The 26,693-nt window shown below is 65.0% G+C and carries 22 protein-coding genes and 1 tRNA gene; 10 read left to right on the top strand and 13 right to left on the bottom strand.

What is annotated here, in order from left to right; all coding sequences use genetic code 11:
• Nucleotides 1-328: 328 nt before the first annotated feature.
• The 10 genes from acnB (at nt 329) to QZ471_RS19430 (ending at nt 12,934) form a co-directional block, all read left to right on the top strand.
• Nucleotides 329-2,929, top strand: coding sequence for a bifunctional aconitate hydratase 2/2-methylisocitrate dehydratase (acnB, locus tag QZ471_RS19475; protein WP_058778135.1), 2,601 nt, complete (start codon nt 329-331; stop codon nt 2,927-2,929).
• A 283-nt stretch (nt 2,930-3,212) separates the two neighbouring features.
• Nucleotides 3,213-3,425: a hypothetical protein gene (locus QZ471_RS19470; RefSeq protein WP_295466892.1), complete on the top strand. Its 213-nt coding sequence runs from the start codon at nt 3,213-3,215 to the stop codon at nt 3,423-3,425.
• A 56-nt stretch (nt 3,426-3,481) separates the two neighbouring features.
• A complete protein-coding gene (locus QZ471_RS19465; protein WP_295466890.1) occupies nt 3,482-4,561 on the top strand; it encodes an endo-1,4-beta-xylanase in 1,080 nt (359 codons plus the stop codon).
• Nucleotides 4,562-4,802: 241 nt separating this feature from the next.
• Nucleotides 4,803-5,027: a hypothetical protein gene (locus QZ471_RS19460; protein WP_295466888.1), complete on the top strand. Its 225-nt coding sequence runs from the start codon at nt 4,803-4,805 to the stop codon at nt 5,025-5,027.
• Nucleotides 5,028-5,169: 142 nt separating this feature from the next.
• The gene (kdpF, locus tag QZ471_RS19455; RefSeq protein WP_065242538.1) at nt 5,170-5,259 is read left to right on the top strand and encodes a K(+)-transporting ATPase subunit F; all 90 of its coding nucleotides are present in this window, start codon (nt 5,170-5,172) and stop codon (nt 5,257-5,259) included.
• 9 nt (nt 5,260-5,268) lie between these two features.
• The gene (gene kdpA, locus QZ471_RS19450) at nt 5,269-6,966 is read left to right on the top strand and encodes a potassium-transporting ATPase subunit KdpA (protein WP_295466885.1); all 1,698 of its coding nucleotides are present in this window, start codon (nt 5,269-5,271) and stop codon (nt 6,964-6,966) included.
• A gap of 1 nt (nt 6,967) precedes the next feature.
• Nucleotides 6,968-8,998, top strand: coding sequence for a potassium-transporting ATPase subunit KdpB (gene kdpB / locus QZ471_RS19445; protein ID WP_295466883.1), 2,031 nt, complete (start codon nt 6,968-6,970; stop codon nt 8,996-8,998).
• Between the two features lie 10 nt (nt 8,999-9,008).
• Nucleotides 9,009-9,557: a potassium-transporting ATPase subunit KdpC gene (gene kdpC / locus QZ471_RS19440; RefSeq protein WP_295466881.1), complete on the top strand. Its 549-nt coding sequence runs from the start codon at nt 9,009-9,011 to the stop codon at nt 9,555-9,557.
• Entirely contained in the window at nt 9,558-12,182 is a 2,625-nt protein-coding gene (locus QZ471_RS19435) for a sensor histidine kinase KdpD (protein WP_295466879.1), read from the top strand.
• A gap of 62 nt (nt 12,183-12,244) precedes the next feature.
• On the top strand, nt 12,245-12,934 hold the full coding sequence (locus tag QZ471_RS19430; protein ID WP_295466877.1) for a response regulator: 690 nt from the start codon (nt 12,245-12,247) through the stop codon (nt 12,932-12,934).
• 581 nt (nt 12,935-13,515) lie between these two features.
• Here the strand turns inward: QZ471_RS19430 and QZ471_RS19425 are convergent.
• The 13 genes from QZ471_RS19425 to QZ471_RS19365 form a co-directional block, all read right to left on the bottom strand.
• Nucleotides 13,516-13,890 carry a histone-like nucleoid-structuring protein, MvaT/MvaU family gene (locus tag QZ471_RS19425; protein ID WP_295466875.1) on the bottom strand — a complete coding sequence of 125 codons (375 nt, stop codon included), beginning with the start codon at nt 13,888-13,890 and terminating at the stop codon, nt 13,516-13,518.
• 320 nt (nt 13,891-14,210) lie between these two features.
• Entirely contained in the window at nt 14,211-15,068 is an 858-nt protein-coding gene (locus tag QZ471_RS19420) for a PfkB family carbohydrate kinase (protein ID WP_295466873.1), read from the bottom strand.
• A gap of 2 nt (nt 15,069-15,070) precedes the next feature.
• Complete coding sequence (locus QZ471_RS19415; RefSeq protein WP_295466871.1) at nt 15,071-15,928, bottom strand: MurR/RpiR family transcriptional regulator; 858 nt, start codon at nt 15,926-15,928, stop codon at nt 15,071-15,073.
• Nucleotides 15,928-16,899: an ABC transporter permease gene (locus QZ471_RS19410; RefSeq protein ID WP_295466868.1), complete on the bottom strand. Its 972-nt coding sequence runs from the start codon at nt 16,897-16,899 to the stop codon at nt 15,928-15,930. The genes QZ471_RS19415 and QZ471_RS19410 overlap by 1 nt, the downstream gene beginning before the upstream one ends.
• Before the next feature lie 35 nt (nt 16,900-16,934).
• Complete coding sequence (locus QZ471_RS19405; protein ID WP_295466866.1) at nt 16,935-18,434, bottom strand: sugar ABC transporter ATP-binding protein; 1,500 nt, start codon at nt 18,432-18,434, stop codon at nt 16,935-16,937.
• A 16-nt stretch (nt 18,435-18,450) separates the two neighbouring features.
• Nucleotides 18,451-19,491, bottom strand: a complete 1,041-nt coding sequence (locus tag QZ471_RS19400) for a substrate-binding domain-containing protein (RefSeq protein ID WP_295466864.1) — start codon at nt 19,489-19,491, stop codon at nt 18,451-18,453.
• Nucleotides 19,492-19,553: 62 nt separating this feature from the next.
• On the bottom strand, nt 19,554-20,534 hold the full coding sequence (locus QZ471_RS19395; protein WP_295466862.1) for a TIM barrel protein: 981 nt from the start codon (nt 20,532-20,534) through the stop codon (nt 19,554-19,556).
• Between the two features lie 394 nt (nt 20,535-20,928).
• Nucleotides 20,929-21,504 (bottom strand): hypothetical protein, encoded by a 576-nt coding sequence (locus QZ471_RS19390; RefSeq protein ID WP_295466860.1) that lies wholly within the window; start codon nt 21,502-21,504, stop codon nt 20,929-20,931.
• A 155-nt stretch (nt 21,505-21,659) separates the two neighbouring features.
• A tRNA-Asp gene (locus tag QZ471_RS19385) sits at nt 21,660-21,736 on the bottom strand.
• A gap of 361 nt (nt 21,737-22,097) precedes the next feature.
• The gene (locus QZ471_RS19380; RefSeq protein ID WP_295466858.1) at nt 22,098-23,411 is read right to left on the bottom strand and encodes an ammonium transporter; all 1,314 of its coding nucleotides are present in this window, start codon (nt 23,409-23,411) and stop codon (nt 22,098-22,100) included.
• A gap of 289 nt (nt 23,412-23,700) precedes the next feature.
• Entirely contained in the window at nt 23,701-25,026 is a 1,326-nt protein-coding gene (locus QZ471_RS19375) for an FMN-binding glutamate synthase family protein (protein WP_288406752.1), read from the bottom strand.
• Between the two features lie 18 nt (nt 25,027-25,044).
• Complete coding sequence (locus QZ471_RS19370) at nt 25,045-25,728, bottom strand: protein glxC (RefSeq protein ID WP_295466853.1); 684 nt, start codon at nt 25,726-25,728, stop codon at nt 25,045-25,047.
• 12 nt (nt 25,729-25,740) lie between these two features.
• Entirely contained in the window at nt 25,741-26,646 is a 906-nt protein-coding gene (locus tag QZ471_RS19365) for a glutamine amidotransferase family protein (RefSeq protein WP_295466851.1), read from the bottom strand.
• Nucleotides 26,647-26,693 lie beyond the last annotated feature (47 nt).

Raw genomic sequence — 26,693 nt, 5'->3', positions numbered from 1 at the left:
TCCCGGGGATGCGACAACGCCGCGCTTAACTTCGCCAGAAGGTTGGCGTAGAATTAGGCAGCCTTATAGGCGCAATGTCCGATACGAAGCTGTTTTCAAAGCGTCACGAGCAAAGTATCCGGTGTCCGGTCAGCGGCGGCCTCATCAACCGCCCAGCTGTCCGGTCAGCTTCCTGGCAACCGGCGTAAAACTTTGAAAACAGCTTCTAGCGGAATGCGTCCGGCGCGACGGTGGTCCTGCCTGCAGCCTCCCCTGTCATCTCTTGCCGGATACATTTCGGGGCACCAGCCCCCGGACGCAATATTGGACCACTGATGAGGGTCAACCTGTGCTTGAAGCCTATCGTAAACACGTAGAAGAGCGTGCCGCCCAGGGCATCGTGCCCCAGCCGCTGAACGCCGAGCAAACGGCCGGTCTGGTCGAACTGCTGAAGAATCCCCCCGCCGGCGAAGAAGAATTCCTCGTCGACCTCATTACCAATCGCGTACCGCCGGGCGTCGATGAAGCCGCCTACGTGAAGGCCGGTTTCCTCTCCGCCATCGCCAAGGGCGAAGCCCAGTCCCCGCTGATCTCCAAGCAGCGCGCCACCGAACTGCTGGGCACCATGCAGGGCGGCTACAACATCGCTACCCTGGTCGAGCTACTGGACGACGCCGAGTTGGGCGCTGTTGCCGCCGAGCAACTCAAGCACACCCTGCTGATGTTCGACGCCTTCCACGACGTGGCCGAGAAAGCCAAGGCGGGCAATGCCCACGCCAAGGCCGTGATGCAGTCCTGGGCCGAAGGCGAGTGGTACCAGAAGCGTCCGGAGATCGCCGAGAAGTACACCCTGACCGTGTTCAAGGTGCCCGGCGAGACCAACACCGACGACCTCTCCCCCGCCCCCGACGCCTGGTCGCGCCCGGACATCCCGCTGCATGCCCTGGCCATGCTGAAGATGGCCCGCGACGGCATCGTCCCCGAGCAGCAAGGCAGCATCGGTCCGCTGAAGCAGATCGAGGAAGTGCGCGCCAAGGGCTTCCCGGTCGCCTACGTCGGTGACGTGGTCGGCACCGGCTCGTCCCGTAAGTCCGCCACCAACTCGGTGCTGTGGTTCTTCGGCGACGACATCCCCTATGTGCCCAACAAGCGCGCCGGTGGTTTCTGCTTCGGCTCCAAGATTGCCCCGATCTTCTACAACACCATGGAAGACGCCGGCGCCCTGCCGATCGAATTCGACGTGTCCGCCCTGGAAATGGGTGACGTCATCGACGTCTATCCGAAGGCCGGCAAGGTCACCCGCCATGGCAGCGACGAGGTGCTCGCCACCTTCGAACTCAAGACCCCCGTGCTGCTGGACGAAGTCCGCGCCGGTGGCCGTATCCCGCTGATCGTCGGCCGTGGCCTGACCGAGAAGGCGCGTGCCGAACTGGGCATGGGCCCGTCCGACCTGTTCAACAAGCCGGACCAGCCGGCCGAGAGCAGCAAGGGCTACACCCTGGCACAGAAGATGGTCGGCAAGGCCTGCGGTGTGGCGGGCGTACGCCCCGGCACCTACTGCGAGCCGAAGATGACCACCGTCGGCTCCCAGGACACCACCGGTCCGATGACCCGTGACGAACTGAAGGACCTGGCCTGCCTGGGCTTCTCCGCCGACCTGGTGATGCAGTCCTTCTGCCACACCGCGGCCTATCCCAAGCCGATCGACGTCAAGACCCACCACACCCTGCCGGACTTCATCCGCACCCGTGGCGGCGTCTCCCTGCGTCCGGGCGACGGCATCATCCACAGCTGGCTGAACCGCATGCTGCTGCCCGACACCGTCGGCACCGGCGGCGATTCCCACACCCGCTTCCCGATCGGTATCTCCTTCCCGGCCGGTTCGGGCCTGGTGGCCTTCGCCGCGGCTACCGGCGTCATGCCGCTGGACATGCCGGAGTCGGTACTGGTGCGCTTCAAGGGCAAGATGCAGCCCGGGATCACCCTGCGTGACCTGGTCCATGCCATCCCCTACTACGCCATCCAGAAGGGTCTGCTGACCGTCGAGAAGAAGGGCAAGAAGAACATCTTCTCCGGCCGCATCCTCGAGATCGAAGGCTTGGAAGACCTGACCGTGGAGCAGGCGTTCGAGCTGTCCGATGCCTCCGCCGAGCGTTCCGCCGCCGGTTGCACCATCAAGCTGTCGCCCGAGTCCATCACCGAGTACCTGCAGTCCAATATCACCCTGCTGCGCTGGATGATCGAGGAAGGCTACGGTGATCCGCGTACCCTGGAGCGCCGCGCGCGCGCCATGGAAGCCTGGATCGCCAACCCGGAACTGCTGTCCGCCGATGCCGACGCCGAATACAGCGAAGTCATCGAGATCGACCTGGCCGAAGTCACCGAGCCGGTGCTGTGCGCCCCGAACGATCCGGACGACGCCCGCCTGCTGTCCCAGGTGGCCGGCGACAAGATCGACGAGGTGTTCATCGGCTCCTGCATGACCAACATCGGTCACTTCCGCGCCGCCGGCAAGCTGCTGGACAAGGTCAAGGGTTCGATCCCGACCCGCCTGTGGCTGTCGCCGCCGACCAAGATGGACCAGCACCAGCTGACCGAGGAAGGCTACTACGGCATCTACGGCAAGGCCGGCGCGCGCATGGAAATGCCGGGCTGCTCGCTGTGCATGGGCAACCAGGCCCGTGTGGCCGCCAACGCCACCGTGGTCTCCACCTCCACCCGTAACTTCCCCAACCGCCTGGGCGACGGTGCCAACGTCTACCTGGCGTCGGCGGAACTGGCGGCGGTGGCCTCGATCCTTGGCAAGCTGCCTACCGTCGAGGAGTACATGGAATATGCGAAGAGCATCGACAGCATGGCCGCGGACGTCTACCGCTACCTGAGCTTCGACCAGATCGCCGAATTCCGTGAAAGCGCCGAGAAGGCCCGCATCGCCGCCGTTGAAGTCTGACGCTAGCGTTCGGTACTGAAAAACCGCCCTTCGGGGCGGTTTTTTTTGACCTCGCAGCAGGGTGGACAACGCGAAGCTTGTCCACCCTGCTGCGAGGTCGAGAGAGGCGTTGGTGGCAAGCAGTGGAAAAGGCTGCGCCGTTTTCCACGCTACGGGAGCCTGGCAGTCGGCGGGAAATGGCAGCCGCATTCAATACGGTGCGAGACGAAGGCACGCGGCCTTAAGCACTAGTTAACCCAGCGCCCCTTACCCTTGGCTCTCCATCCAGCCCGAGGTCCCTTTCATGAAACGTCTTGCTGCCATCACCCTGACCGCCCTCCTGCTCGGCATCAGCCAGACGAGTCTGGCGGCGGGTTGCATCAAGGGCGCCGTGGCAGGCGGGGTGGCCGGGCATGTCGCCGGACACCATGCCATCGCGGGTGCGGTAGCCGGTTGCGCAATCGGCCACCACCTGGCCACCAAGGCCAAGGAAGAGCAGCAGCATCCTCACTCCTGAGGATGTTCCGCACGTCCGAAGCGATATTCCCACGCCCCTTCCGGAGCTTCATGCAGATGCCACGCTCACTCGTTGCAACGCTGTTGTCGCTCGGTCTTTGCAGTGCCACTGCAGCTGTCGGGGCCGCGGAGCCGGTGGAACCCGCCAATCGCTCTTTGGCCGCGGCCTATGCGCCGCGCCTGAAGATCGGCGCCGCCATCGAGCCCGATCAGCTCCAGGGACCCGATGGCGCCTTGCTGGCGCAGCAGTTCAGCAGTGTCGTGGCGGAGAACGCCATGAAGCCCATGCGCATCCACCCCCAGGAGGACCACTACGTCTTCGGGCCGGCAGATGCCATCGTCAACTTCGCCGAGCGCCATGGTATGGCGGTGCGTGGTCATACCTTACTCTGGGGCAGCCATACGCCGGACTGGTTCTGGCAGGGGGATGGCGGCCAACCGGCCTCGCGGGAGCGGGTGTTGCAGCGACTGCGCCAGCACATCGCCACGGTGGTCGGGCACTACCGGGGTCGCGTCTACGCCTGGGATGTGGTCAACGAGGTGATCGACGCCAGTCAGCCGGGGTGCCTGCGTAACGACCGCTGGCTGCAGGTGGTCGGCCCGGACTACCTCGCCGAAGCCTTTCGCGCCGCCCATGCCGCCGATCCCCAGGCACGACTGTTCATCAACGAATTCAATACCCAGGAGCCCGCCAAACGCGATTGCCTGGCGCGGGTGGTCAAGGGCTTGCAGGCCCAGGGGGTGCCGGTACAGGGCATCGGCCACCAGACCCATATCAGCATCTACTGGCCGTCGCTGGCGGCCATCGACCAGTCGCTCACCACCTTCGCCCGGCTGGGACTGGAGAACCAGATCACCGAACTGGATATGAGTCTCTACCAGCACCACGACTATCACCCTACGCTGAGCGTGCAGCAGCGCCTGGACCTTCAGGCAGCGCGCTACCGGGATCTGCTGGCCATGGTCCTGAGCCATCCTGAGGTGACCGCCGTGACCTGGTGGGGCGTGGCGGACGACCATAGCTATCTGAACAACCCGCCGGGCGTGCCGGGGGACGACCAGCCCCTGTTGTTCGACCGCCAGCAGCGGCCGAAACCGGCCTATTGGGCGGTGCTGCATCTGCGGACGCATCAGTAGCACGACTTTCATCCGCTCTCCATGCAGCTACGATTGCCACGTTTATCGCGGCCATACGGTCCGCCGATGCGGCCGCTCCTACAAGGGGTGATGCTTTTGTAGGAGCGGTCGCTACGGCGCACCGCCATGGCCGCGATATGCTCTGCGTGTCTGCACGAATGAATAGGGCAAGAGAACTGGCGAGGCTTGTCTGGGTCAATTGTTACAGGACATTACTTCGCACCCACGAGAGGTCGCCACCATGAAGCTCCTGCCTGCCCTTGCCATCTCCGCCCTGCTGCTGGGCACCAGTCAAGCCACCTTCGCCGCCGGCTGCGTCAAGGGCGCCGTGGTCGGGGGTGCCGCCGGCCATGTCGCCGGTGGTCACGGCGTCGCCGGTGCCGCTGCCGGCTGCGCCATCGGTCACCACGAGGCCAACAAGAAGGCCAAGCAGGAGCAGCAGCAACAGAGCGCACCGCAGCAATGACCGCCAGGCCCCGCCATCCCTGGATGGCGGGGCCGATTTAACGCTTTCTTTACGCCCCTTCGCCTGACCCCGCCTCGCTTCTTTACAGCCCTCCTCACGACAATTTCTCCACGCGGCAATTGCCGTTTGAGGAGAGAGCGCAATGAATCCCTGGAATATCCTGGCCCTGCTGTTGGCAGTCGGCCTGTTCGTCTATCTGCTGGCGGCGCTGCTGCGCGCCGGCCGGTCCTAGGGAGGCGGCATGGACAGCCAAGCCGCGTTCCTGATCCTGGCCTTCCTGGCCCTGACCTTTCTTCCCGCACCCTTTCTAGGGCGCTACTTCTACCGCGCGCTGGAAGGCGAGCGCACCTGGCTGACCTTCATCGGTGCGCCGCTGGAGCGCCTGACGCTCAAGCTCGCCGGCACCGATGACCGCGGCCAGGACTGGCGCACCTACGCTCTGGCGCTGATTCTGTTCAACCTGCTGGGGATCATCCTGCTGTTCGCCATCCTGCTGCTGCAGGGCGAACTGCCGCTCAATCCGCAGCACCTGCCCGGGCTCGAATGGACCCTGGCGCTGAACACCGCCATCAGCTTCGTCACCAACACCAACTGGCAGGCCTACAGCGGCGAAGCTTCGCTGAGCTACTTCAGCCAGATGGTCGGCCTGGGCGTGCAGAACTTCGTCAGCGCCGCCGTAGGCGTAGCCGTGCTGGCCGCGCTATCCCGCGGCATCGCCCGGCGCAGTGCGAAGGAGATCGGCAATTTCTGGGTCGATCTGTTCCGCGCGACCTTCTATGTGCTGTTGCCGCTGTGCATCCCCCTGGCGCTGCTGCTGATCTGGCAGGGCGTACCCCAGACCTTCGCCGCCTACGTGGACGCTACCACGCTGCAGGGAGCCAGCCAGACACTGCCCCTGGGCCCGGCCGCCAGCCAGATCGCCATCAAGCAACTCGGCACCAACGGCGGCGGCTTCTTCGGCGTCAACTCCGCGCATCCCTTCGAGAACCCCACGGCGCTGAGCGATCTGTTGGAGCTGTCGGCCATCCTGCTGATCCCGGCCGCACTGGTATTCAGCTTCGGCCACTACGTGATGGACCGCCGGCAGAGCTGGGCCATCTTCGCCGCCATGTTCGGCCTGCTGGTGCTCGGCGCCGTGGTCGCCATCGGCGCCCAGGGCCATGCCAACCCGACGCTGGCCAGCCTGCCGATCACCCAGGGCGCCTCTCTGGAAGGCCTGGAGACCCGCTTCGGCGCCACGGCTTCGGCACTCTGGGCGACCGTCACCACCGCGGCCTCCAACGGCTCGGTGAACGCCATGCACGATAGCCTGGCGCCGCTGACCGGTCTGATCGCCCTGTTCAACATGATGCTCGGCGAGGTGATCTTCGGCGGTGTCGGCGCCGGCCTCTACGGCATGCTGCTGAACGTGCTGATCGCCGTGTTCATCGCTGGCCTCATGGTCGGCCGCACCCCGGAGTACCTGGGCAAGAAGCTGGAGGCCCCCGAGGTGCGCCTGCTGGTGGCCACCCTGCTGGTGATGCCACTCGGCGTGCTGGTGCTGGGAGCCATCGCCGCCAGCTTGCCGGCGGGCGTAGCGGGCATCGCGGCCAGCGGACCCCACGGCTTCAGCCAGCTGCTCTATGCCTACACCTCGGCCACGGCCAACAACGGCTCGGCCTTCGGCGGCTTCAGCGCCAATACGCCCTTCCACAACCTGATGCTAAGCCTGGCGCTGCTGATCGGTCGCTTCGGCTACATCCTGCCGATCCTGGCCATCGCCGGCAGCCTGGCCGCCAAACGCGCCGTTCCGGTCGGCCCCAATAGCTTCCCGACCCACGGCCCGCTGTTCGTCACCCTGCTGGTCGTCACCATCCTGCTGGTGGGCGGCCTGACCTTCCTGCCGACGCTCGCCCTGGGGCCGATCGCCGATCAATTGCAACTGTTCGGAGTCCGCTGAAATGGATGCCCAGACCCACACCCTACCCACCCCGACCGCCAGCACCCTGTGGCGCCAGGCGCTGCGGCAGGCTTTCGTCAAGCTCGACCCGCGCCAGCAGATCCGCTCGCCGGTGATGTTCGTGGTGGAGATCACGGCACTGTTCTCCACCCTGCTGTGCCTGGTGCCCGAGAATGGCGTCAGCACCGGGGTGGCGGTGCAGATCACCCTCTGGCTGTGGTTCACCCTGCTCTTCGCCAACTTCGCCGAAGCCCTGGCCGAAGGCCGCGGCAAGGCCCGTGCCGACAGCCTCAAGGGCATCGGCCAGAACCTCGCCGCCCGCCTGGAAGAGAATGGCAGCCACCGGATGGTGCCGGCCAGCTCCCTGCGCAAGGGCCAGATCGTACGGGTGGAAGCCGGCGAACTGATCCCCGGTGACGGCGAGATCATCGAGGGCGTGGCGGCGGTCAACGAGGCGGCCATCACCGGCGAATCGGCGCCGGTGATCCGCGAATCGGGCGGCGATCGCTCGGCGGTGACCGGCAACACCCGGGTGGTTTCTGACTGGATTCGGGTGCGCATCACCGCCAATCCGGGCGAATCGACCCTGGACCGGATGATCGCCCTGGTGGAGGGCGCCAAGCGGCAGAAGACGCCCAATGAAGTCGCCCTGGACATCCTGCTGATCGGCCTAACGCTGATCTTCCTGCTGGTGGTGGTGACCCTGCAGCCCTTCGCCGCCCTGGCCGGCGGCCAGTTGCCGCTGCTGTTCCTGGTGGCCCTGCTGGTGACCCTGATCCCCACCACCATCGGCGGCCTGCTTTCGGCCATCGGCATCGCCGGCATGGATCGCCTGGTGCGGCTCAATGTGATCGCCACCTCGGGACGCGCCGTGGAGGCCGCCGGTGACGTCCACACCCTGCTGCTGGACAAGACCGGCACCATCACCTTCGGCAACCGCCGTTGCAGCGCGCTCTATGCCACCCCGGGCGTCACGCCCAAGGCACTGGCCGAGGGCGCGCTCTACGCCTCCCTTGCCGATGAAACTCCGGAAGGCCGTTCGGTGGTGGATTATCTGCGCAACCTGCATCCGCTGGAGGAGCCGCCACGCGCCCAGGTCACGCCCATTCCCTTCAGCGCCGAGACACGGCTGTCGGGCATCGACTGGCAGGGCCGTACCTATCGCAAGGGCGCGGTGGACGCCGTACTGATGTTCCTCGGCCAGAGCCGCGCCGATCTGCCGGAGGTACTGGCTCGGGAGATCGAGACCATCGCCAAGAGCGGCGGCACCCCACTGCTGGTCTGCGGTGAAGGCCGCCTGCTGGGCGCCATTCACCTCAAGGACGTGGTCAAGCCCGGTATCCGCGAACGTTTCGCCGAGCTGCGTACCCTGGGCATCCGTACCGTGATGGTGACCGGCGACAATCCCCTGACCGCCACGGCCATCGCTGCCGAGGCGGGCGTGGATGACGTCATCGCCGAGGCCACGCCGGAGAAGAAGCTGGAGCGCATCCGCAGCGAACAGGCCGAAGGCAAGCTGGTGGCCATGTGCGGCGACGGCGCCAACGACGCCCCGGCGCTGGCCCAGGCCGATGTCGGCATGGCCATGAACGACGGCACCCAGGCCGCCCGCGAGGCCGCCAACCTGGTGGACCTGGACTCCGACCCTACCAAGCTGCTGGACGTGGTGCAGGTGGGCAAGGAACTACTGGTGACCCGCGGCGCCCTGACCACCTTCTCGGTGGCCAACGACGTGGCCAAGTATTTCGCCATCCTGCCCGCGCTGTTCGCCGGCATCTATCCGCAGCTCAACGTACTCAACGTGATGCACCTGGCCAGTCCGCAGAGCGCCATCCTCTCGGCCATCGTGTTCAACGCCCTGATCATCGTCGCGCTGATTCCCCTGGCGCTGCGCGGGGTGCGGGTCAAGGCCGCCAGCGCTGCCGCACTGCTGCGCCGCAATCTGCTGATCTATGGCCTCGGCGGTATCGCCGTGCCCTTCGTCGGCATCAAAGTCATCGACCTGGCGCTCGGCGCCCTGGGTCTGGTCTGAGGAGACCGCCATGCTCATGCAACTCCGTTCCGCCGTGCTCATGCTCGTGTTGCTCACGGCCCTCACCGGCGGTGCCTATCCGCTGCTGATCACGGTACTCGGCCAGGCACTGTTCGCCGACCAGGCTGGTGGCAGCCTGATCCAGCGGGCCGACGGCAGCGTCCTCGGCTCTCGTCTGATCGCGCAGAAATTCACCGGTCCCGAGTGGTTCCAGCCGCGCCCCTCGGCGGGTGACTTCGCCACCGTCTCCAGCAGCGCCAGCAACCTCGCCCAGTCCGCCCCGGCGCTGCGCGAGCGCATCGAGAAGGCGTTGCCCGACGTACTGGTCCAGGACCAGGGCCCGGTCCCCCAGGAGCTGGTGACCACCTCCGCCAGCGGCCTGGACCCGGACCTCAGTCCGGCCGGGGCGCTCTATCAGATCGCTCGCATCGCCGCCGCCCGCGGCCTGGCGCCGGAGCGACTCGAAGCCCTGGTGCGCGAGCAGACGCACACCTCGCTCTTCGGCCCGGCAACGGTTAATGTCCTGCTCCTCAACCTTGCCCTGGCGGAACTGAAGTAAATGACCGACAGCACCGAGCGCGCCGAGGCGCTGCTCGCCGAACACCGCGAAGGACGTGGTCGTCTCAAGGTGTTCCTCGGCGCGGCCCCGGGCGTGGGCAAAACCTACGCCATGCTGCAGGCGGCCCAGACCGCCTTGCGCCAGGGCCGCCGAGTGCGCGCCGGCATCGTCGAGACCCATGGGCGGCGGGAGACCGCCGCCCTGCTCGCCGGCCTGCCCCAGCAGCCGCTACGGCGGGTCGAGCACCGCGGCCTCAAGCTCACCGAGCTGGACCTGGAAGGCCTCCTGGCCGATCCGCCGGAGCTGGTGCTGGTGGACGAACTGGCCCATAGCAACGCGCCGGGCAGTCGCCACGCCAAACGCTGGCAGGACGTCGCCGACCTGCTCGCCGCGGGAATCCACGTCTACACCACGGTCAACGTCCAGCACCTGGAAAGCCTCAACGACGAGGTGCGCGACATCACCGGCGTGCAGGTCCGCGAGACGGTGCCGGACCAGGTGCTGCTCGATGCCGACGAACTGGTGTTGATCGACCTGCCACCGCGCGAGCTGCTGGAGCGGCTGCGCGAGGGCAAGGTCTATGTGCCCGAGCAGGCGCGCGCCGCCATCGACGCCTTCTTCAGCCAGACCAATCTCACCGCCCTGCGCGAACTGGCCATGCGCACCGCTGCCGCCCAGGTAGATTCCACCCTGGCGCTGCGCTATCGGCAGCAGGGCCAGGCCGCACCGCCGTTGCTGGGGCGGCTGATCGTCGGCCTGGGCACCGCGCCGTCCGCCGAGCGTCTGGTGCGCCATGCCAGCCGCCTCGCCGACCAGCGCCACCTGCCCTGGACCCTGGTCCACGTCGACACCGGGCAGCCCCTCGACGCAGCCACCCGCGCCACCCTCCAGGCCAGTCAACGCCTGGCCGAGCGCCTCGGTGGCGAAGTCCTGACCCTGCGCGACAGCGACCCGGCCCGCGCCCTGGTGCGCCATGCCCGCGACCAGCGCGCCAGCGTGCTGCTGATCGGCCGGGGCCGGCCACGCGGCTTCAGCCTGCGGCGCCGCCTTGCCAGTCGCCTGCTGCGCCTGGCTCAGGGCCTGGAAGTGGCGATCCTCGACCTGGACCGCGATACACCGCCCAGCCCCCGGCCGCGCAGCTCCTTGCGGCCCGGTCCCTATGGCGTGGCCGTCCTCGCCACCGCGCTCGCGGCCGTCATCGCCGAGGGGGTCGCCGGTCTGCTGGAACTGCCCAACATCTCGTTGATCTTCCTCGCCGCGGTGCTGCTGGTGGCGGTTCGCAGCAGTCGCGGCCCAGCGCTGTTCTGCGCCCTGCTCGGCTTTCTCGCCTATGACTTCCTGTTCATCCCCCCAGCCTTCTCGCTGACCATCAACCGCGAGCAGGATGTCCTCACCCTGGCCTTCTTCCTGCTCATGGCCCTGCTCACCGGCGACCTCGCGGCCCGCCAACGGCGGCAATTGCAGGCCCTGCGCCTGACCCAGCGCGAAACTCAGGCATTGCTGGACTTCACCCGCCAACTGAGCGCCGCCAGCGATCGCCAGGCGGTAGTCAGCGTCACGCTCAAGCACCTCGGCGACACGACCCGCCACGTATGCCTGCTGCTTCCCGAGGACGGCGGACGGCTGGCGACCCAACCAGGGGATCTGGTGCTGGCCGACAACGAGCGCATCGCCGCCGAGTGGGCCTGGAAGCAGGAAAAGCCCGCCGGCTGTGGTACCGATACCCTGCCTTCCGGTCGCTGGTGGTGGTGGCCGCTGCTGAGCGAAAGCGGCAGTTTGGCGGTCCTGGGGGTGCGGCGCGACGACGCCCAGCCATTGGACCACGATGAACGTCGCCAACTGGCCAGCCTGGGACAGCCGCTGGCCCAGGCGCTGGCGCGGGTGCGACTCAGCGAGGATCTGGAAGCCGCGCGCCTGCACGGCGAGACCGAACAGCTGCGCAGCGCCCTGCTCGCCTCGGTGTCCCATGATCTGCGCACTCCGCTGACGGTCATGCGCGGCTCCATCGATGCTCTCGCCACCCTGGGCGAGGCCATCCCAGCCGCGGATCGCCAGGAGTTGCTGGAGGCTACCCGCCAGGAAGCCGAGCGCCTCGACCGCTACATCCAGAACCTGCTGGACATGACCCGCCTGGGCCACGGCAGCCTGCAGCTGGCGCGGGACTGGGTCGATCCTGGCGACATCCTCGCCAGCGCCTTGCAGCGTCTGCAGCCGTTACTGGCCGGCCTGCAGGTGACCACCCGGGTGGAGCCCGGCCTGCCGCTGCTCTGGGTTCATCCGGCGCTGATCGAACAGGCCCTGGTCAATGTACTGGAGAACGCCATCCGCTTTTCCGCGCCCGGGGGACGACTGGAGATCAGCCTGCAGCGCCAGGACGGCGAACTGCAGATCGCCGTAGCCGATGAAGGCCCGGGCATTCCACAGGAAGACCGTACCCGCATCTTCGACATGTTCTACACCGCCGCGCGGGGTGATCGGGGCGGCCAGGGCACTGGTCTGGGCCTGGCGATCTGCCAGGGCATGGTCGGTGCCCATGGCGGGCGGGTCAGCGTGGACGACGGCCTGGACGGGCGCGGCACCACCCTGCGGATGCATCTGCCACTGCCTGCGCCGCCGGTGGAATAAGGCTGGATCACCCGCTGGTCGCAGCGGCTATGATGACGTCCTCTCGTGTGGAAACCTCGCAGATGCCCGCCCATGTCCTCGTCATCGACGACGAACCCCAGATCCGCAAATTCCTGCGCATCAGCCTCGCCGCCCAGGGCTACCAGGTGAGCGAGGCAGCAACCGGCACCGACGGCCTGGCCCAGGCAGCGCTCGGTCAGCCGGACCTGGTGATCCTCGACCTGGGGCTGCCCGACCGCGACGGCCAGGAGGTGCTGATCGAGCTGCGCGAATGGTCGGCGGTACCCGTGCTGGTGCTGTCGGTACGGGCGGACGAAAAGGAGAAGGTTCGCGCTCTGGACGCCGGCGCCAACGACTACGTGACCAAGCCCTTCGGCATCCAGGAATTCCTCGCCCGTACGCGCGCCCTGCTGCGACAGGCGCCGGCCGCGACCACCCAGCAGGAGGCCGCATTGGAGGTAGGCGAACTGCGGGTGGACTTCGCCTATCGCAAGGTCAGCCTGGCAGGCGCTGAGATCGCCCTGACGCGCAAGGAGTACGCCGTCCTGGCCGTCCTCGCCCAACACCCGGGCCGGGTGGTGACGCAAAGGCAGTTGCTGGTGGACATCTGGGGCCCTACCCATGCCCAGGACAGCCATTACCTGCGCATCGTCATCGGTCATCTTCGCCAGAAGTTGGCCGACGATCCCGTCGCGCCCCGCTTCATCGTCACCGAAGCCGGCGTGGGTTATCGGCTGCGAAACGACGCCTGAACGCTCAGCTGAAGCCTCCCTTTCCCGTAAAAGTTGTCCGGCGGTGACATTCAGCGACAGAGACTCGCTCGAGCGCAATAAGGGCGAGCCAGACCAACTGGCCTGAATTTTATTTGCGCAGCGGCTCACAATTGGCGCCTGTTCAGTGTCGACAACGGGTGCAGAACGGACTGTCGAGGCAGGCAACTAGTAGGGCTGCGCAGCAGTACGTTAAGCCCCTTTGTAACAATCGGGACAACAGCGGCTGCAACATTGACCGATTGCCACACGCCTGGAACGGCGGTGCCTGATCTTGCGCGCGGAGCGGAACAACGAGTGGCGGGTGCCGAATGGAAAAGGCGGAGAGATGGATCTCTTGGCAAGATGCACTAGGTCCTGTACGAAAAGTGCCTGCGCTCGGTGATGCTTCGTTGAAAAAGACTTCGGAATGCTCATTTACCGCTCGTAAACTCCGCTTCCTCAGCCTTTTTCGCCTCGCCTGACCTTCGCTCGGCGACTTTTCGTACAGGACCTAACATCAGGGTTCCAGTCCGGCGCCAGGCATTGCGCCCAGCCCCGGATGAAACACGTAGCGCCTAAACTTACTGCAACCAGCCTTCCACGGTATCGGCACCGTGTTCGGCTTTCCAAGCCTTGAGCAACTTGTGGTTGCCGCCCTTTGTTTCGATGACTTCACCGGTCTTGGGATGCTGATAACGCTTGACGGAGCGCGGACGACGCTTGCCGACCGGCTTTTCCGGATGCGGCGTCTGCGCCTTGTGCTTGGGCGCAGCGTTGGGGTCCAGAATGCCGATGATATCGCCCAGATTCATCTGGTATTCATCCATCAGCGATTGCAGCTTGCTCTCGAATTCAATCTCTTTTTGCAGGGAAGAATCCTGCTTGAGATCTTCGAGCAACTGCAACTGGGCACGCAGCTGTTCTTCGGCAGCACGGAATTCGGCGAGGCGGGACATGGGCGCTCCTGATGGAAGTGGAATGTACGGTAGCTGAGACTACGACATCCCGTGAAAGTTGGCGCAGACAATAGAGCATCGCGCAAGGCGACGCCAGAGGCAGATATAACTATCCCGCGAATTCATAGGAGCCTTATCCAACCGACCTGCTCCGAAGTCCTCTTAATAGCGCGTCGAAGTTGTATGGGATCAAGGCACGGAGCGCTCTTCGACGACAGGTCGAGCTTAAGAGCGCGGAGAGGAAGTCCGCTTGAAAGGCGCGTCGCTGATAGCGGGTGCGCGCTCAGCGACGCGAACGAACCGGAGGCCGGATGAAAAGTTCACGCAACGCGCGATACGTGTTCCGCCGCGGCCTGATTGGCAATCGCCACGGCTTCCAACAGCGGCTCGCCTTCAGCCAGCGCCCGGCTCAGCACGCCGACGAAACAATCCCCGGCGCCATGGGTGCTGACCAACTCGACTTCTATCGCGGGCAACACGCCGCTTTGCCCCTTTTCACTGAAAGCCACACCATGCTCGCCAGCGGTCACCACCACCCTGGCGAAGCTCGCGGATAGCGCCTCTGCCGCCACCCGGGCGCCAACCAGATCCTCCACTGGAAGACCGCTCATGTCGCGCGCTTCCACGGCATTGACCACCAGAACGTCGATGCAGGCTGCCAGTTCGGGCTGGAGGACCCGCGCTGGCGCGGCATTGAGGCATACCGGCACCTGCTGGGCGCGGGCCGCACGGGCGATCTCCAGGTTGAGCCCGGGGGCCACTTCGTTCTGCAGCACCAGCATCGCCACATCATCCCAGAAGCCCGGTGAGTGGCACGCCGCTGCAGCTATGTGGAGATTGGCATTGGAGACCACCACCGCCCCGTAGTCGCCTTCGGCGTCGGTGATCGCCACGCTCATTCCCGAGGGACTGCCCGCCACCACCTGGACACCGGACGCATCGACACCTGCCGCGACGAGATGCCCGAGCAGGAAGCGGCCTTGTTCGTCGTCTCCCACGGCACCGATGAACCTCACCCTGGCGCCGGCCTGCGCGGCTGCTACCGCCTGGTTGCCGCCCTTCCCACCAAACTTATAATCGCAGGCTGTACCCATGACCGTCTCGCCCTTGCGCGGACGATGGTCAGCGTCCAGCATGATGTCGTAGTGCAGACTGCCGGTAACCAGAATGTTCTTCATCTTTAGAGTTCCCGCAGGTCCTGGACCGCACGCTGGGTTTTCATCAGATTCTTTTCCGCCCGCTGCAAATCCTTCTTCGCGATAGCGACGAACAGGGCGTCGAGAATATTCAGCTGGGCGATTCGCGAGGCAGCGTTTTCGCCGAGCAGGTGCGATCCCTGGGACGTTGAGTTGAGCACCACGTGCGCGTGGCGCGCGATGGGTGATTCGGCATAGTTGGTAATGGCGATTACCCGAGCGCCGTTACGGGCCGCGAGCACCACCGGATCTTTGACCGCCCGGGTAGCCCCGGAATGACTGATGGCAATGACCACATCATCATCGGCTAACACGGCGGCCGACATGAGCATGATGTGCGCATCATCGTACGCGGTGGACTTGATTCCAATCTTGAGCATCTTGTGCGACAGATCCCGGGCGACCGCTGCGGAGCCACCCACTGCATAGAGATCGATATGCCGCGCCTTGAAGATGATATCCGCGGCCCGATTGAATTCCGCTATATCCAGAATGGACATCGTTTCTTCGATGGCTTGAATGGACGTCCTAAACACCTTGGCCAGCAATTGTTCCGACGAGTCGCCGGGCTCTATTTCCGCATGTAGCCCGGCCACTTCGGAAGCGTTGTAGTAGATCAAACTACTTCTGAAATCCCGGAAACCCGTGAAGCCAAGTTTCTTGGTGATCTTGACAATCATGGCTTCGGAGACGCCGTTTTCCTGGGCGATTTCCTTCAGCGAAGTTTGTTCGCTGATATCGGAACGGGCGATAAAGGCTTCAACGACACGTCGCTCCAACGGCGTCAATTGCGGCAGACGCATACGAATTTGAGCGCCGATGGCTCGTGGATCCTGCTTCATTACTTGCCTCGAGTGGCCCGATCTATCAACATCGCCAAGATAATAATAAGGCCTATGGCGAGCAACTGATAAAAGGCCTGGATATTGAGAAGCGTGAGGCCATTGCGCAGGGCACCGAGGATGACCACCCCGACCAGGGTGCCGAAGATGCTGCCCTTGCCTCCCATCAGGGAAGCACCGCCGATGGCGGCCGCTGCGATGGCATCGAGCTCCCAGAGGTTGCCGATGGTGGGCTCCGCGGCGCCGAGACGACCGATCAGGATCAAGGACGCCAGCGCGGCCAGGGTGCCCGAAATCACGTAGACGACGACCTTGGTCCTTTTCACTGGCACACCTGCCACCCGGGCGGCCTCTTCGTTGCCGCCGATGGCCAGGATGTACTCGCCCAACGGGGTCTTGTTCAGCACCGTCCACAGCACCAGGGCGATGACCGCGACCACCAGGATGGGTACTGGAATACCCAGCAGGCTACCGTTGACGAGACTGCGAAACTCCATCGGGATGCCGAATACCGGATTGCCGCCGGTATAGATAAGGGCGATGGCCCGAAACAACGAGAGCCCGCCCAGGGTGACGATGAAGGGCTGCAATCCCGCGTAGGCGATCAGCGTTCCGCTGAAGACGCCGCTCGTGACGCCGACGGCGAGTGTCGCCAGGATCGCCAGGGGGACGGGAACGCCGGCCACCATCAGCGTCGCACCCAGGACGGCCGCAAGGGCGGCGGTGGGACCGACGGAAAGATCGATCCCGCCGGAGATGATCACCAGGGTCATGCCCAGGGCGATCAGCGCGCTGATCGACGACTGCTGCAGGATGTTCAATACATTAGGCAGCGTGAAAAAGACCGGCGAAAGTAATGAAAAGGTTACCACGATGATCAACAAACCGATCAGCGTTCCGGCGTCACGCAAGTTGAATTTCAGGCGTGCGGCAGGGCGACCCGCTTGCAGGGATTCCGAGTGCGTCATCATGTTATTTGCCTTTTAGATGAATAAAGGAGGCAGCGTCAGGCCGCTTCCAGATCCTTTATCGCGAAGCGCGCGATATTCTCTTCGGTGATGGCATCACCGGATAATTCTTTGGTGATCCGGCCTTCTCGCATGACCAGGACGCGATCCGCTATCCGCAAGATCTCGGTCATTTCCGAGGAAACGACCACTATGGCTTTACCCGCCTGTGCCAGGCGCTCGATCAAGTTGTAAATTTCCGCCTTGGCGCCGATATCTATTCCGCGGGTCGGCTCGTCGAAGAGAAACACCTTGGTATCCGCCGCCACCCAGCGACCGATGATCACCTTCTGCTGGTTGCCACCGCTGAGCGTGCCTATGGTCTTGTTGATGTCCAGCGGCCGCAGTTTCAGGTCGCTCATGACCTCGAGGGCGACACGGTCGAGCTTCAGTCGCTTGATGATCCCGCCGAAGGTGAACTGGGCCATGGAGGGCAGTGCGAGGTTGGTCTTCACGGCGCGCGCCCTGATGATGCCTTCCTTCTTGCGATCCTCGGGCACCAGGCCGATGCCGGCCCGGATGGCAGCCCGGACATCGTGATTGCGCACCGGCTGGCCATCCACCCAGACCTCCCCGCCGCTGCGCTTATCCAGCCCGGCGATGAGCTTGAGCAGTTCGGTCCGCCCGGCGCCAACCAGGCCGGCGATACCCAGCACTTCACCGGCGCGAACGCTGAACGTGGCTGGCAACACGGCCCGCTCACGGGTGACATTGCTCACCCGCAGCCTTTCCCGATCGGTGACGTAGCTGTTGTGTTCGAGCCTTTCCAGCTCACGCCCCACCATCTTGGCGACGATGCTTTCCTCGGTCTCGTCGCGGATGTCGACGACGCCGACCTGGCGACCATCGCGCATGATGGTCGCCCGATCGCAGACCTTGAAGATCTCGTTCATCTTGTGGGACACGTAGATGAGCGACACCCCCATCGCCTTCAACGCCTCGATCAACTCCGCCAAGCGTTCGAACTCCCGCGGTGTGAGACTGGAGGTAGGTTCATCCATGGCGATGATCCTGGCATCGTCCAGCAGGGCCCGGGCGATCTCCACGATCTGCTGCTGGGACACCTTGAGGTTCTTGATGGCGCTGTCGGGATCTATCCCTGGATCGAGCTGCTGGAGAATTGCCCGGGCCCTGGTGAGTTGCGCCTGCCTGTCGACCCAGCACCCCCACGCCTTGGTCAAGGGACGGCCGAGGAACATGTTCTGGGCGACGGAAAGCTCAGGAACCAGCTGCAGCTCCTGATGAATCATCGCGATCCCCGCCCGCCTGGCGCTGAGCGGCCCCTTCATCTGAACCGGCTGTCCGTCGACGCTGATTTCACCGGCGTCCGCTTCACGAACGCCAGAGAGGATGTTGAGCAGTGTCGATTTTCCCGCGCCGTTCTCGCCGATCAGGCCATGAACCTCACCCGGCTTCACGAGAAAATCGACGTCCTGTAAAGCGGCAGCCGCGCCGTAGGTTTTGCTGATGCCACGCATCATCAAGCGATACTGTTCCATGCCATCCCCGCCCGAGCTAGTGTGCCGTCAGCAGCTGACGCAACGTTGCGTTGTCCTTGGTCGAAAACGCCTCGACGTTTTCCTTGGTGATCAGGGCCTGGGGCGTCGCGACGACCCGCGAGATCTTCTGGCCCTCGATCAAGCGCAGCATGACGTCCATGGCAACCTCGCCGGTGAGGACGGGAAAGCTGTCCACCGTGCCTGTCAGCTCACCACGCTTGATGGACGCATAGGCGTCGGAGATGCCATCGGTGCCGAACACGGCCACCTGATCCGTCTTGTTCTGCGCCCGCACCGCTTCGACGACGCCCAGGGCCATGGTGTCGTTGTTGGCGTAGAAACCGACCAGATCGGGGTGCTGCTGAAGAATCGTGGAGGCGGCGTTGTACGCCTGCTCCCGGCTCCAGTTGGCCGGCACGCTGGCGACGATGGTGAAGGCACTCTGCGTCGCCATGGTTTCCTTGAAACCGCGCGTGCGCTGGCCTGCGGCATAGACGCCGGGCTGGCCTTCGATCACCGCCAGCTTGCCGCCCTGGGGCCGGTTCTGGATGAACCATCGGGCGACCCGTACGCCGTTGTCCTTCTGGACGTTACCCACGTAGTGAGGCGCGTTGGGCATCACCGCGTCGTTCACGTTGACCACCGGTATCTGCTTGCTGGTGGCGGTCTGCAGCGCAGGCTCCAGGTTGATATCGGTCTGGGGCGATACCAGCAGGCCATTGAAGCCCTGGGCGATCATGGTTTCCGCAATCGACAACTGACCGAGCTGGTCGTCTTCGTTGGCGGCAGCCTGATATTCCACGGTGACACCGTACTGTTGGGCGGCGTTCTTGTAGCCCTGGCCAAGCAGTCGCCAGTACTCGTTGGTCAGCGTCTTGGACACCCCGCCGATCTTCAGCGTCTTCTCGGTCTTAGGCAGCGGCCCATAGCGGGTATCGAGCTGGGACCAATCGGTCCGGTCCGGCTCACTATCGGACTTCAGCGGTGTGAGCTCGGCGGCCTGGACACTGGAGCAGAGCCAAGCCGACACCACTGCGGAGAGCAACAGTCTTTTCATCTTTCTGGCCTTCTATTGTTATTGTTGAGATTCAGCGGTGGTAAATGGCGTGGGCCGCGAGGTCAGCCGGCCAACAGGAGATCGTTGACGATCTGCTGCGAGGCGACCGCATCCTGGCGACTGATGGCGTCCGCCAAGGCCGGGTTGTCATTGAGGCGCTCACTCAGCTTTAGGAGGCGCTTGACCGTCGCGATGTTGGTTTCCGCTTCGCGCACCGGATCGAGGCCGCTCGCATCCGGAAAGGTGTCGAAGTAATAGGCGCCGCGATAGCCATCCCGCTGCATCTGCCAGAGGAACTCCAGGGTGGCGCGCGGATTGACCGAGCCCACCATCAGGCCGTCGTCACGCTTGCCCCAGCCATCGTTGAGATCCAGGCCCAGCAGGCGCGAGCGGCGGGCGACCATGGCCGCGGCGAAGGCCGGGACTTCGTTGGCGAACAGCACATGGGCGAAGTCCAGGGTGATACCCAGGTTGGCGCACCCCGCCTCCTCCACCGCCAGCAGGCAGGTCGTGGCGTTGGGAAAGATGCTGAAGGCACGCGGCTCATTGGGCTTGTATTCGATGCTGACGTCGACGTCCGGGGCGTATTCCGCCACTTCCCGGACGGCGCTCACCGCGTCCTCCCAAATCTTCTTGTAGTCGGCCTGGAAGCAATAATCGAAACCGTCCTGCCCCATCCACAAGGTCATCAGGGAAGCGCCGAATTCGCGACCGGCATCGATACCGCGCTTGGTGAGTTCGATCGCCTCACGACGGATTCGGGCGTCCGGATGGGTGAAGGCACCGATCTTGAACTGAGGGGCATCCCAGCGCATCTGCATGCCATTCACCGCCAGGCCCGCGTCTTCGATGCCGTGTTTCAGGGTATCGATATCGGTGGTGAGGTGTTGAGGGTAATTGAGGTCCAAATGCGTCAGCCCCCTCGCGGTACCGGCGCGGGCGATCATCTGCATGACCGAAGGCTTGCCCTGCTGCTCCGGCCAGTAGCGATGCGCGCCGGAAGCGAACGAGTTCAGACGAGTTGCAAACTTGAGTTCAGACATGGCCCCATCCTTCGACAGTCTTGTAATTTACTTTCCTTCTTCACGATATTTCGTAAAGTTGTCGAATAAAATACATGGATTGCCGCGTTGTGCAAGGGGAATCCCGCCGACGCGCTCGACGAAGGGTGGCGGAGGGAGAAAAGCGTCATGTTTCCACATGCAGACAGGGGCAGACGCCGCCGCTGCGCGACCCCTTCCTTGCGCCTAGGCCCTGGGCATTTGCCTATGGGCTGGCCTTGTCATCCGTACCCATGACGTGGCAGCACCCAGACGCAGGGTTGCCAGGCCAAGCGGCCAGGACGCAAGGCGACGGGCATGGCGGTGGGCGCAAGATCCTTGGGTCCGGCCCAGGGTTTGGACGTCCAGGACTCGGAATGATGGGGAGGGCTGGGTACTAGCGGGCATACTCCAGGGGCTGCGCCGCATCTGGCAGGGGACGCCAATTGAAGGTCTCTTCGAACAGCCGCCGGTAAGCCGTGGTAATGGCCACCGGGGTGCGCCGGATGTAGTCGCGCGCATGGGCCTGACGATCGGGATCGAGCTTGCGCAGGTAATCCAGGGCGTCGTCCGCGGATGGCATACGCCGATTGAGGCCGCCCGTGCGCGGCGGCAAGGCGGTCCAGACCACGGCATCCAGGCCGTTGGCCGCCGCCCAGCGGCCGATGCCAGCCTGATAAGGCGATTGGGGTCCATTCGGCCAGCTGCCGATGCACTCCGGCTGCTCCCTAGGGACCCCTTCCCGTTCCCGCAGGCCTTCGCGCGCCTCTTCCAGGGTTGCGACGGCCAGCCGGGCCCAGAGCACCTGCACCTCGGCGACGCCCGCGCAGAGCACCGTGGCCAGTTCGCCGCTGTCACCCTCGCGAGCGAATTCGATGGGCAGCCAGGGGCCATCGGTGAACCAGCTCGAGGCGACCGGCAATTCTGCTGCCTTCCAGATCAACGAACCCCAACCCAGACAGGCAATCTTCATGGCCGCTCCTGCGCGTCGACGATAGGCATTGGAGGTCAACGAAGCGTTGGGGTTTCGCCCCGGCAAGATGGTGCGACAAAAAGACAGGACGAAAAAAAGCGGCCACGAGGGCCGCTTTCTTCGATTCCCGCGAGCCAAGGCTCTTGGGTGACATATGGCGCAGCGGACGGGACTCGAACCCGCGACCCCCGGCGTGACAGGCCGGTATTCTAACCGACTGAACTACCGCTGCGCATGGAAGCCTTGCGGCATCCGGCTGGCTTGAGCGAAGAACCCGTTCAGGGGAGTTCTCTGCGCCAGCGGCCGCTAAGATACTGATTTGCCAGGGAAGATACAACAGGGCAGGGAAAATAAATTATCTGATACGGCGCCAGCGGTGTCTGAGGCCCTGCCCGTCTGCCACTTAGCCCGACTGTTCGCCGGCGCCGGACGGTCGAATCCTGGCCGATCACCGATGAGGCGTTGCCCGTCCAGGATTACAGTTGCAGAACGACCACGTAGCGCACCTAGCTACGGAGTGCGGACCTGGCATGACCCCAAGGCCAGGGTGAGCCCGCCACCTTGAAGTGGCGGGCTCACGCACAGGCGCGGTCTCAGCCGTAGGCCTTCTCGCCATGCTGGAAGAGATCCAGGCCCTGCTCTTCGGTCTGCTCGCAAACACGCAGGCCGCGGGTCAGAGCCCGGGTGACGCAGAGCAGCACGAAGGTCATGACCCCGCAGAAGACCACGGTGAAGACCACGCTCTTGAGCTGGATCATCACCTGGCTGGCGATGACGATGTCCTGGTAGCCGCCCAGGCTCTTGCTGGCGAAGACGCCCGTCAGCAGCGAGCCGACGATGCCGCCGATGCCGTGCAGACCGAAGGCGTCCAGCGCATCGTCGTAGCCGAAGGTACGCTTGAGATAGACCACGGCGGCGTAGCAGATGGCGCCGGTCACCAAGCCCATGGCCAGGGCGCCGGCCGGACCGACGAAGCCGCAGGCCGGGGTGATGGCTATCAGGCCGGCCAGGGCGCCGGAGGCCACACCGAGGGCACTGGCCTTGCCGGTGCGCAGCCACTCCACCGCAAGCCAGCCGAGGATGCCGGCGCAGGCGGCAATCTGGGTGGTGAGCATGGCCATGCCGGCGCTGGCACTGGCGGCCACCGCGGAGCCGACGTTGAAGCCGAACCAGCCGACCCAGAGCAGGGCCGCGCCCGTGAGCGCGAAGCCCAGATTGTGCGGCGGCATGGCCTGAAGGTTGTAACCCTGACGCCGGCCGAGCATCACACAGGCCACCAGCCCGGCGACGCCGGAGTTGATGTGCACCACGGTGCCACCGGCGAATTCGAGGATGCCCCAGTCATAGAGCAGACCACCCGGCCCGCTCCAGGCCATGTGCGCCAGGGGCAGGTAGCAGAAGGTGAACCAGAGGGCGCAGAACAACACGGCGGCGCTGAACTTCATGCGTTCGGCGAAGGAGCCGGCGATGATCATCGGGGTGATCAGGGCGAAGGTCATTTGGAAGGTGGCGAAGACGCTTTCCGGAATGGTGCCCACCAGGCTGTCGCGCACCACATCGAGCAGCATCCAGTGCTTGAAGCCGCCGATCAGGCTATGCAGGTTGAACTCCCCGGCCACCATGCCGGTGGTATCGGCGAACAGACTGTAGCCATAGACCACCCAGAGCACACCGATCACCCCAGCCACGGTGAAGCTCTGGGTGAAGATCGAGAGCAGGTTCTTCGACCGCACCAGGCCGCCATAGAAAAGCGCCAGGCCGGGAACCAGCATCATCAGCACCAGCACGCTGGAGATCATCATCCAGGCCGTGTCGCCCGTGTCGAGCTTGGTATCCTGGGCCAGCGCCATACCGGGCACCCCGAGGGCTGCCACCAGAACCGCAACCGCCTTGCCTTTGCCGATCATGTCGAGCTTCCTTCGCTGAGGGATGAAAGGGAACGTCTTGTGTTGCTGCCTACCGAAGCGAGGCGTGGTACATCGCCCTATCGCGGCCATGGCGGTCCGCCGATGCGGCCGCTCCTACAATCAGGTGCAGTGTGTGCTCCAATCGCGGCCATGGGCCGCTCCTACCGGGAATCTGACTTTGTAGGAGCGGCCCATGGCCGCGATCAGACAGAGCACCTTGGGAGCGGCCGCAGCGGTGCAAGCCATGGCCGCTCAGTCAACCGCCCCACCGGGGAGCGGCCCCTGCTCACTAGAACCCGCTCTGACCCGGCACCCAACTGGTACCCGCCAACGGCACCCGCGCCATGGCTGCTGCCTCGATGGTCAGGGCCACCAGGTCTTCGGGGTCCAGGTTGTGCAGATGGGACTTGCCACAGGCGCGGGCCATGGTCTGGGCTTCCAGCACCAGCACGCGCAGGTAGTTGGCCAGGCGGCGACCACCTTCCACCGGGTCCAGGCGCTTGGCCAGTTCCGGGTCCTGGGTGGTGATGCCGGCCGGGTCGCGGCCGTTCTGCCAGTCGTCGTAGTAGCCGGCAGCGGAGCCGAGCTTGCGCAGTTCGGCGTCCAGCCGCGGATGGTTGTCGCCCAGGGCGATCAGCGCAGCGGTGCCGATGGCCACGGCGTCGGCACCCAGGGCCATGGCCTTGGCCACGTCGGCGCCATTGCGGATGCCACCGGAGACGATCAGTTGCACCTTGCGGTGCATGCCCATCTCCTGCAGCGCCTGTACCGCCTGGGGAATGGCCGGCAGGATGGGGATGCCAACGTGCTCGATGAACACCTCCTGGGTCGCCGCGGTACCGCCCTGCATGCCGTCGAGCACCACCACGTCGGCGCCGGCCTTGACCGCCAGCTTGACGTCGTAATAGGGCCGGCTGGCGCCGATCTTGACGTAGATGGGCTTTTCCCAATCGGTGATCTCGCGCAACTCGGCGATCTTGATCGCCAGGTCGTCCGGGCCGGTCCAGTCGGGATGACGGCAGGCGCTGCGCTGGTCGACACCAATGGGTAGGGTACGCATGCCGGCCACCCGCTCGGTGACCTTCATGCCCAGCAGCATGCCGCCGCCGCCGGGCTTAGCGCCCTGCCCCAGGACGATCTCGATGGCGTCGGCCTTGCGCAGGTCGTCGGGGTTCATGCCGTAGCGCGACGGCAGGTACTGGTAGACCAGGTGCTGGGACTGGCCGCGCTCCTCGGGAGTCATGCCGCCGTCGCCGGTGGTGGTGCTGGTGCCGGCGATGCTGGCGCCGCGGCCAAGGGCTTCCTTGGCGTTGGCCGAGAGCGCGCCGAAGCTCATGCCGGCGATGGTCACCGGGATCTTCAGGTGGATGGGTTTCTTGGCGAAGCGGGTGCCGAGCACCACGTCGGTGCCGCACTTCTCGCGGTAGCCTTCCAGCGGATAGCGCGAGACGCTGGCGCCCAGTAGCAGCAGGTCATCGAAGTGCGGCAGCTTGCGCTTGGTGCCGCCACCGCGGATGTCGTAGATGCCGGTCTCGGCGGCGCGCTGGATTTCCTGGATGGTCAGGCGATCGAAGGTAGCCGATTCGCGCAGCACGGGGGTGTTCTGGTCAGTCATGGTGATTCTCCTGCGCGATCAATAGGCCGAGGCGTTGTCGACCTTGAAGTTGTAGAGCTGGCGGGCGGAGCCATAGCGCTTGAAGTCGCTGGCCCGCTCGGCGAAACCGGCGGTATCGAGCAATTCCTGCAACTCGGCCAGGTGTTCGGCGCGCATCTCCTTCTCGACGCAGTCAGAGCCCAGGGAGGCGACGCTGCCTTTCACGTAGATGCGCGTCTCGTACAGCGAATCGCCCAGGGCGTCGCCGGCATCGCCGCAGACCACCAGGCGTCCGGCCTGGCCCATGAAGCAGCTCATGTGGCCGATGCTGCCACCGACGACGATGTCGACGCCCTTCATGGAGATGCCGCAGCGCGCGCCGGCGTCGCCCTCGATGACCAGCAGCCCGCCGTGGGCGGTGGCGCCGGCAGCCTGGGAGGCGCTGCCCTTGACCCGTACCGAGCCGGACATCATGTTCTCGGCGCAGCCGACACCGACGTTGCCATGCACGGTGATGGCGGCCTGCTGATTCATGCCCGCGCAGTAGTAGCCGGCATGGCCATGGATATCCACGGAGACGGCAGCGTTCACGCCCACGGCGAGGTTGTGGGCGCCATTGGGATGGGAGACCACCCACTCGCGCTCGGCGGCGGTCTGGGCGGCATCGTGCAGAGCCTGGTTGAGCTCGCGCACGGGGGTTTGGGTGAGATCGAAGGTTTTCATGTGCGCTGCTCCTCAGGCCGACTCGCGTTCCCAGACGTACAGGGTGGCCGGTGCCGGCTCCCAGACCTTGGCCTGCTCGATGCCGGGCAGGCTCGACAGCGCCTGGTACTCGGAAGCCATGGCCACGTAGTCGTCGGTTTCGGCGAGGATGGCCGGCTTGCAGGCGATGGGATCGCGGATCACCGCAAAGCCGTTGCGGGTGCCAATGGCGAAGGTGAAGAAACCGTCTAGGTCTTCCAGCGAGCGATCCAGTGCCTGCTTGAGGCTGTCGCCCTCGCGCAGTCGCCAGGTCAGATAGCCGGCGGCCACCTCGGTGTCGTTCTCGGTCTCGAAGGTGATGCCTTCGCGCCGCAGGTTCTGGCGCAGCCGCGAGTGGTTGGACAGCGAGCCGTTGTGCACCAGGCAGAGGTCGGCGCCAGTGGAGAACGGGTGACTGCCTTCCATGGTCACGGCGCTCTCGGTGGCCATGCGGGTATGGCCGATGATGTGACTGCCCTGCATGCCGGCCAGGCCGAAGCGGCTGGCGATCTCCTGGGGCAGGCCCATGCCCTTGAGGATCTCGATGCTGCGCCCGGCGCTCATGATGCGCACCTCCGGCGCCAGTTCGGCCAGGGCAGCGCGCACCTCGGCCTCCGCCGCGCGGATCTTGAGCACGATGGCGCTGGCGTTCTGGAACCAGTCCAGTTCGGCAGCGAGTTTTTGCTGCAACGCGGTGACCAGGGCGCCGAAGTCATAGCCCTCGCTGGTGGCCTGCAGGGTCAACTTGACCCAGCCCTCGGCCACCTCGTCGCCATAGATGGCGAAGCCGGCGCTGTCCGGGCCGCGGTCGGTCATGGCTTCGAGCATGGGCTCGAAGAGGCTGCCGAGCTGGGATTCCAGCGCCGGGTTCTTCAGATAGAGTCCAACGATTCCACACATGGGTGTCACTCCTTCGCAGGCAGAGGGCGCGCCGGGGCGCCCGAAGA

It is taken from the genome of uncultured Pseudomonas sp. (genome assembly GCF_913774235.1).
Taxonomy (GTDB): domain Bacteria; phylum Pseudomonadota; class Gammaproteobacteria; order Pseudomonadales; family Pseudomonadaceae; genus Chryseomonas.
The sequence above is the reverse complement of the archived record's forward strand: the minus strand, read 5'-3'. Positions and strand labels throughout refer to the sequence as shown.

Coding starts and splice junctions, on each gene's coding strand:
- QZ471_RS19415 (WP_295466871.1), bottom strand. CDS start 15,928: ATGAAGCAGGATCCACGAGCCATCGGCGCTCAAATTCGTATGCGTCTG.
- QZ471_RS19425 (WP_295466875.1), bottom strand. CDS start 13,890: ATGTCCCGCCTCGCCGAATTCCGTGCTGCCGAAGAACAGCTGCGTGCC.
- QZ471_RS19470 (WP_295466892.1), top strand. CDS start 3,213: ATGAAACGTCTTGCTGCCATCACCCTGACCGCCCTCCTGCTCGGCATC.
- QZ471_RS19375 (WP_288406752.1), bottom strand. CDS start 25,026: ATGACTGACCAGAACACCCCCGTGCTGCGCGAATCGGCTACCTTCGAT.
- QZ471_RS19410 (WP_295466868.1), bottom strand. CDS start 16,899: ATGATGACGCACTCGGAATCCCTGCAAGCGGGTCGCCCTGCCGCACGC.
- QZ471_RS19390 (WP_295466860.1), bottom strand. CDS start 21,504: ATGAAGATTGCCTGTCTGGGTTGGGGTTCGTTGATCTGGAAGGCAGCA.
- QZ471_RS19465 (WP_295466890.1), top strand. CDS start 3,482: ATGCCACGCTCACTCGTTGCAACGCTGTTGTCGCTCGGTCTTTGCAGT.
- kdpB (WP_295466883.1), top strand. CDS start 6,968: ATGGATGCCCAGACCCACACCCTACCCACCCCGACCGCCAGCACCCTG.
- kdpC (WP_295466881.1), top strand. CDS start 9,009: ATGCTCATGCAACTCCGTTCCGCCGTGCTCATGCTCGTGTTGCTCACG.
- QZ471_RS19405 (WP_295466866.1), bottom strand. CDS start 18,434: ATGGAACAGTATCGCTTGATGATGCGTGGCATCAGCAAAACCTACGGC.
- QZ471_RS19370 (WP_295466853.1), bottom strand. CDS start 25,728: ATGAAAACCTTCGATCTCACCCAAACCCCCGTGCGCGAGCTCAACCAG.
- QZ471_RS19460 (WP_295466888.1), top strand. CDS start 4,803: ATGAAGCTCCTGCCTGCCCTTGCCATCTCCGCCCTGCTGCTGGGCACC.
- QZ471_RS19420 (WP_295466873.1), bottom strand. CDS start 15,068: ATGAAGAACATTCTGGTTACCGGCAGTCTGCACTACGACATCATGCTG.
- QZ471_RS19435 (WP_295466879.1), top strand. CDS start 9,558: ATGACCGACAGCACCGAGCGCGCCGAGGCGCTGCTCGCCGAACACCGC.
- QZ471_RS19400 (WP_295466864.1), bottom strand. CDS start 19,491: ATGAAAAGACTGTTGCTCTCCGCAGTGGTGTCGGCTTGGCTCTGCTCC.
- kdpF (WP_065242538.1), top strand. CDS start 5,170: ATGAATCCCTGGAATATCCTGGCCCTGCTGTTGGCAGTCGGCCTGTTC.
- QZ471_RS19380 (WP_295466858.1), bottom strand. CDS start 23,411: ATGATCGGCAAAGGCAAGGCGGTTGCGGTTCTGGTGGCAGCCCTCGGG.
- QZ471_RS19430 (WP_295466877.1), top strand. CDS start 12,245: ATGCCCGCCCATGTCCTCGTCATCGACGACGAACCCCAGATCCGCAAA.
- kdpA (WP_295466885.1), top strand. CDS start 5,269: ATGGACAGCCAAGCCGCGTTCCTGATCCTGGCCTTCCTGGCCCTGACC.
- QZ471_RS19365 (WP_295466851.1), bottom strand. CDS start 26,646: ATGTGTGGAATCGTTGGACTCTATCTGAAGAACCCGGCGCTGGAATCC.
- QZ471_RS19395 (WP_295466862.1), bottom strand. CDS start 20,534: ATGTCTGAACTCAAGTTTGCAACTCGTCTGAACTCGTTCGCTTCCGGC.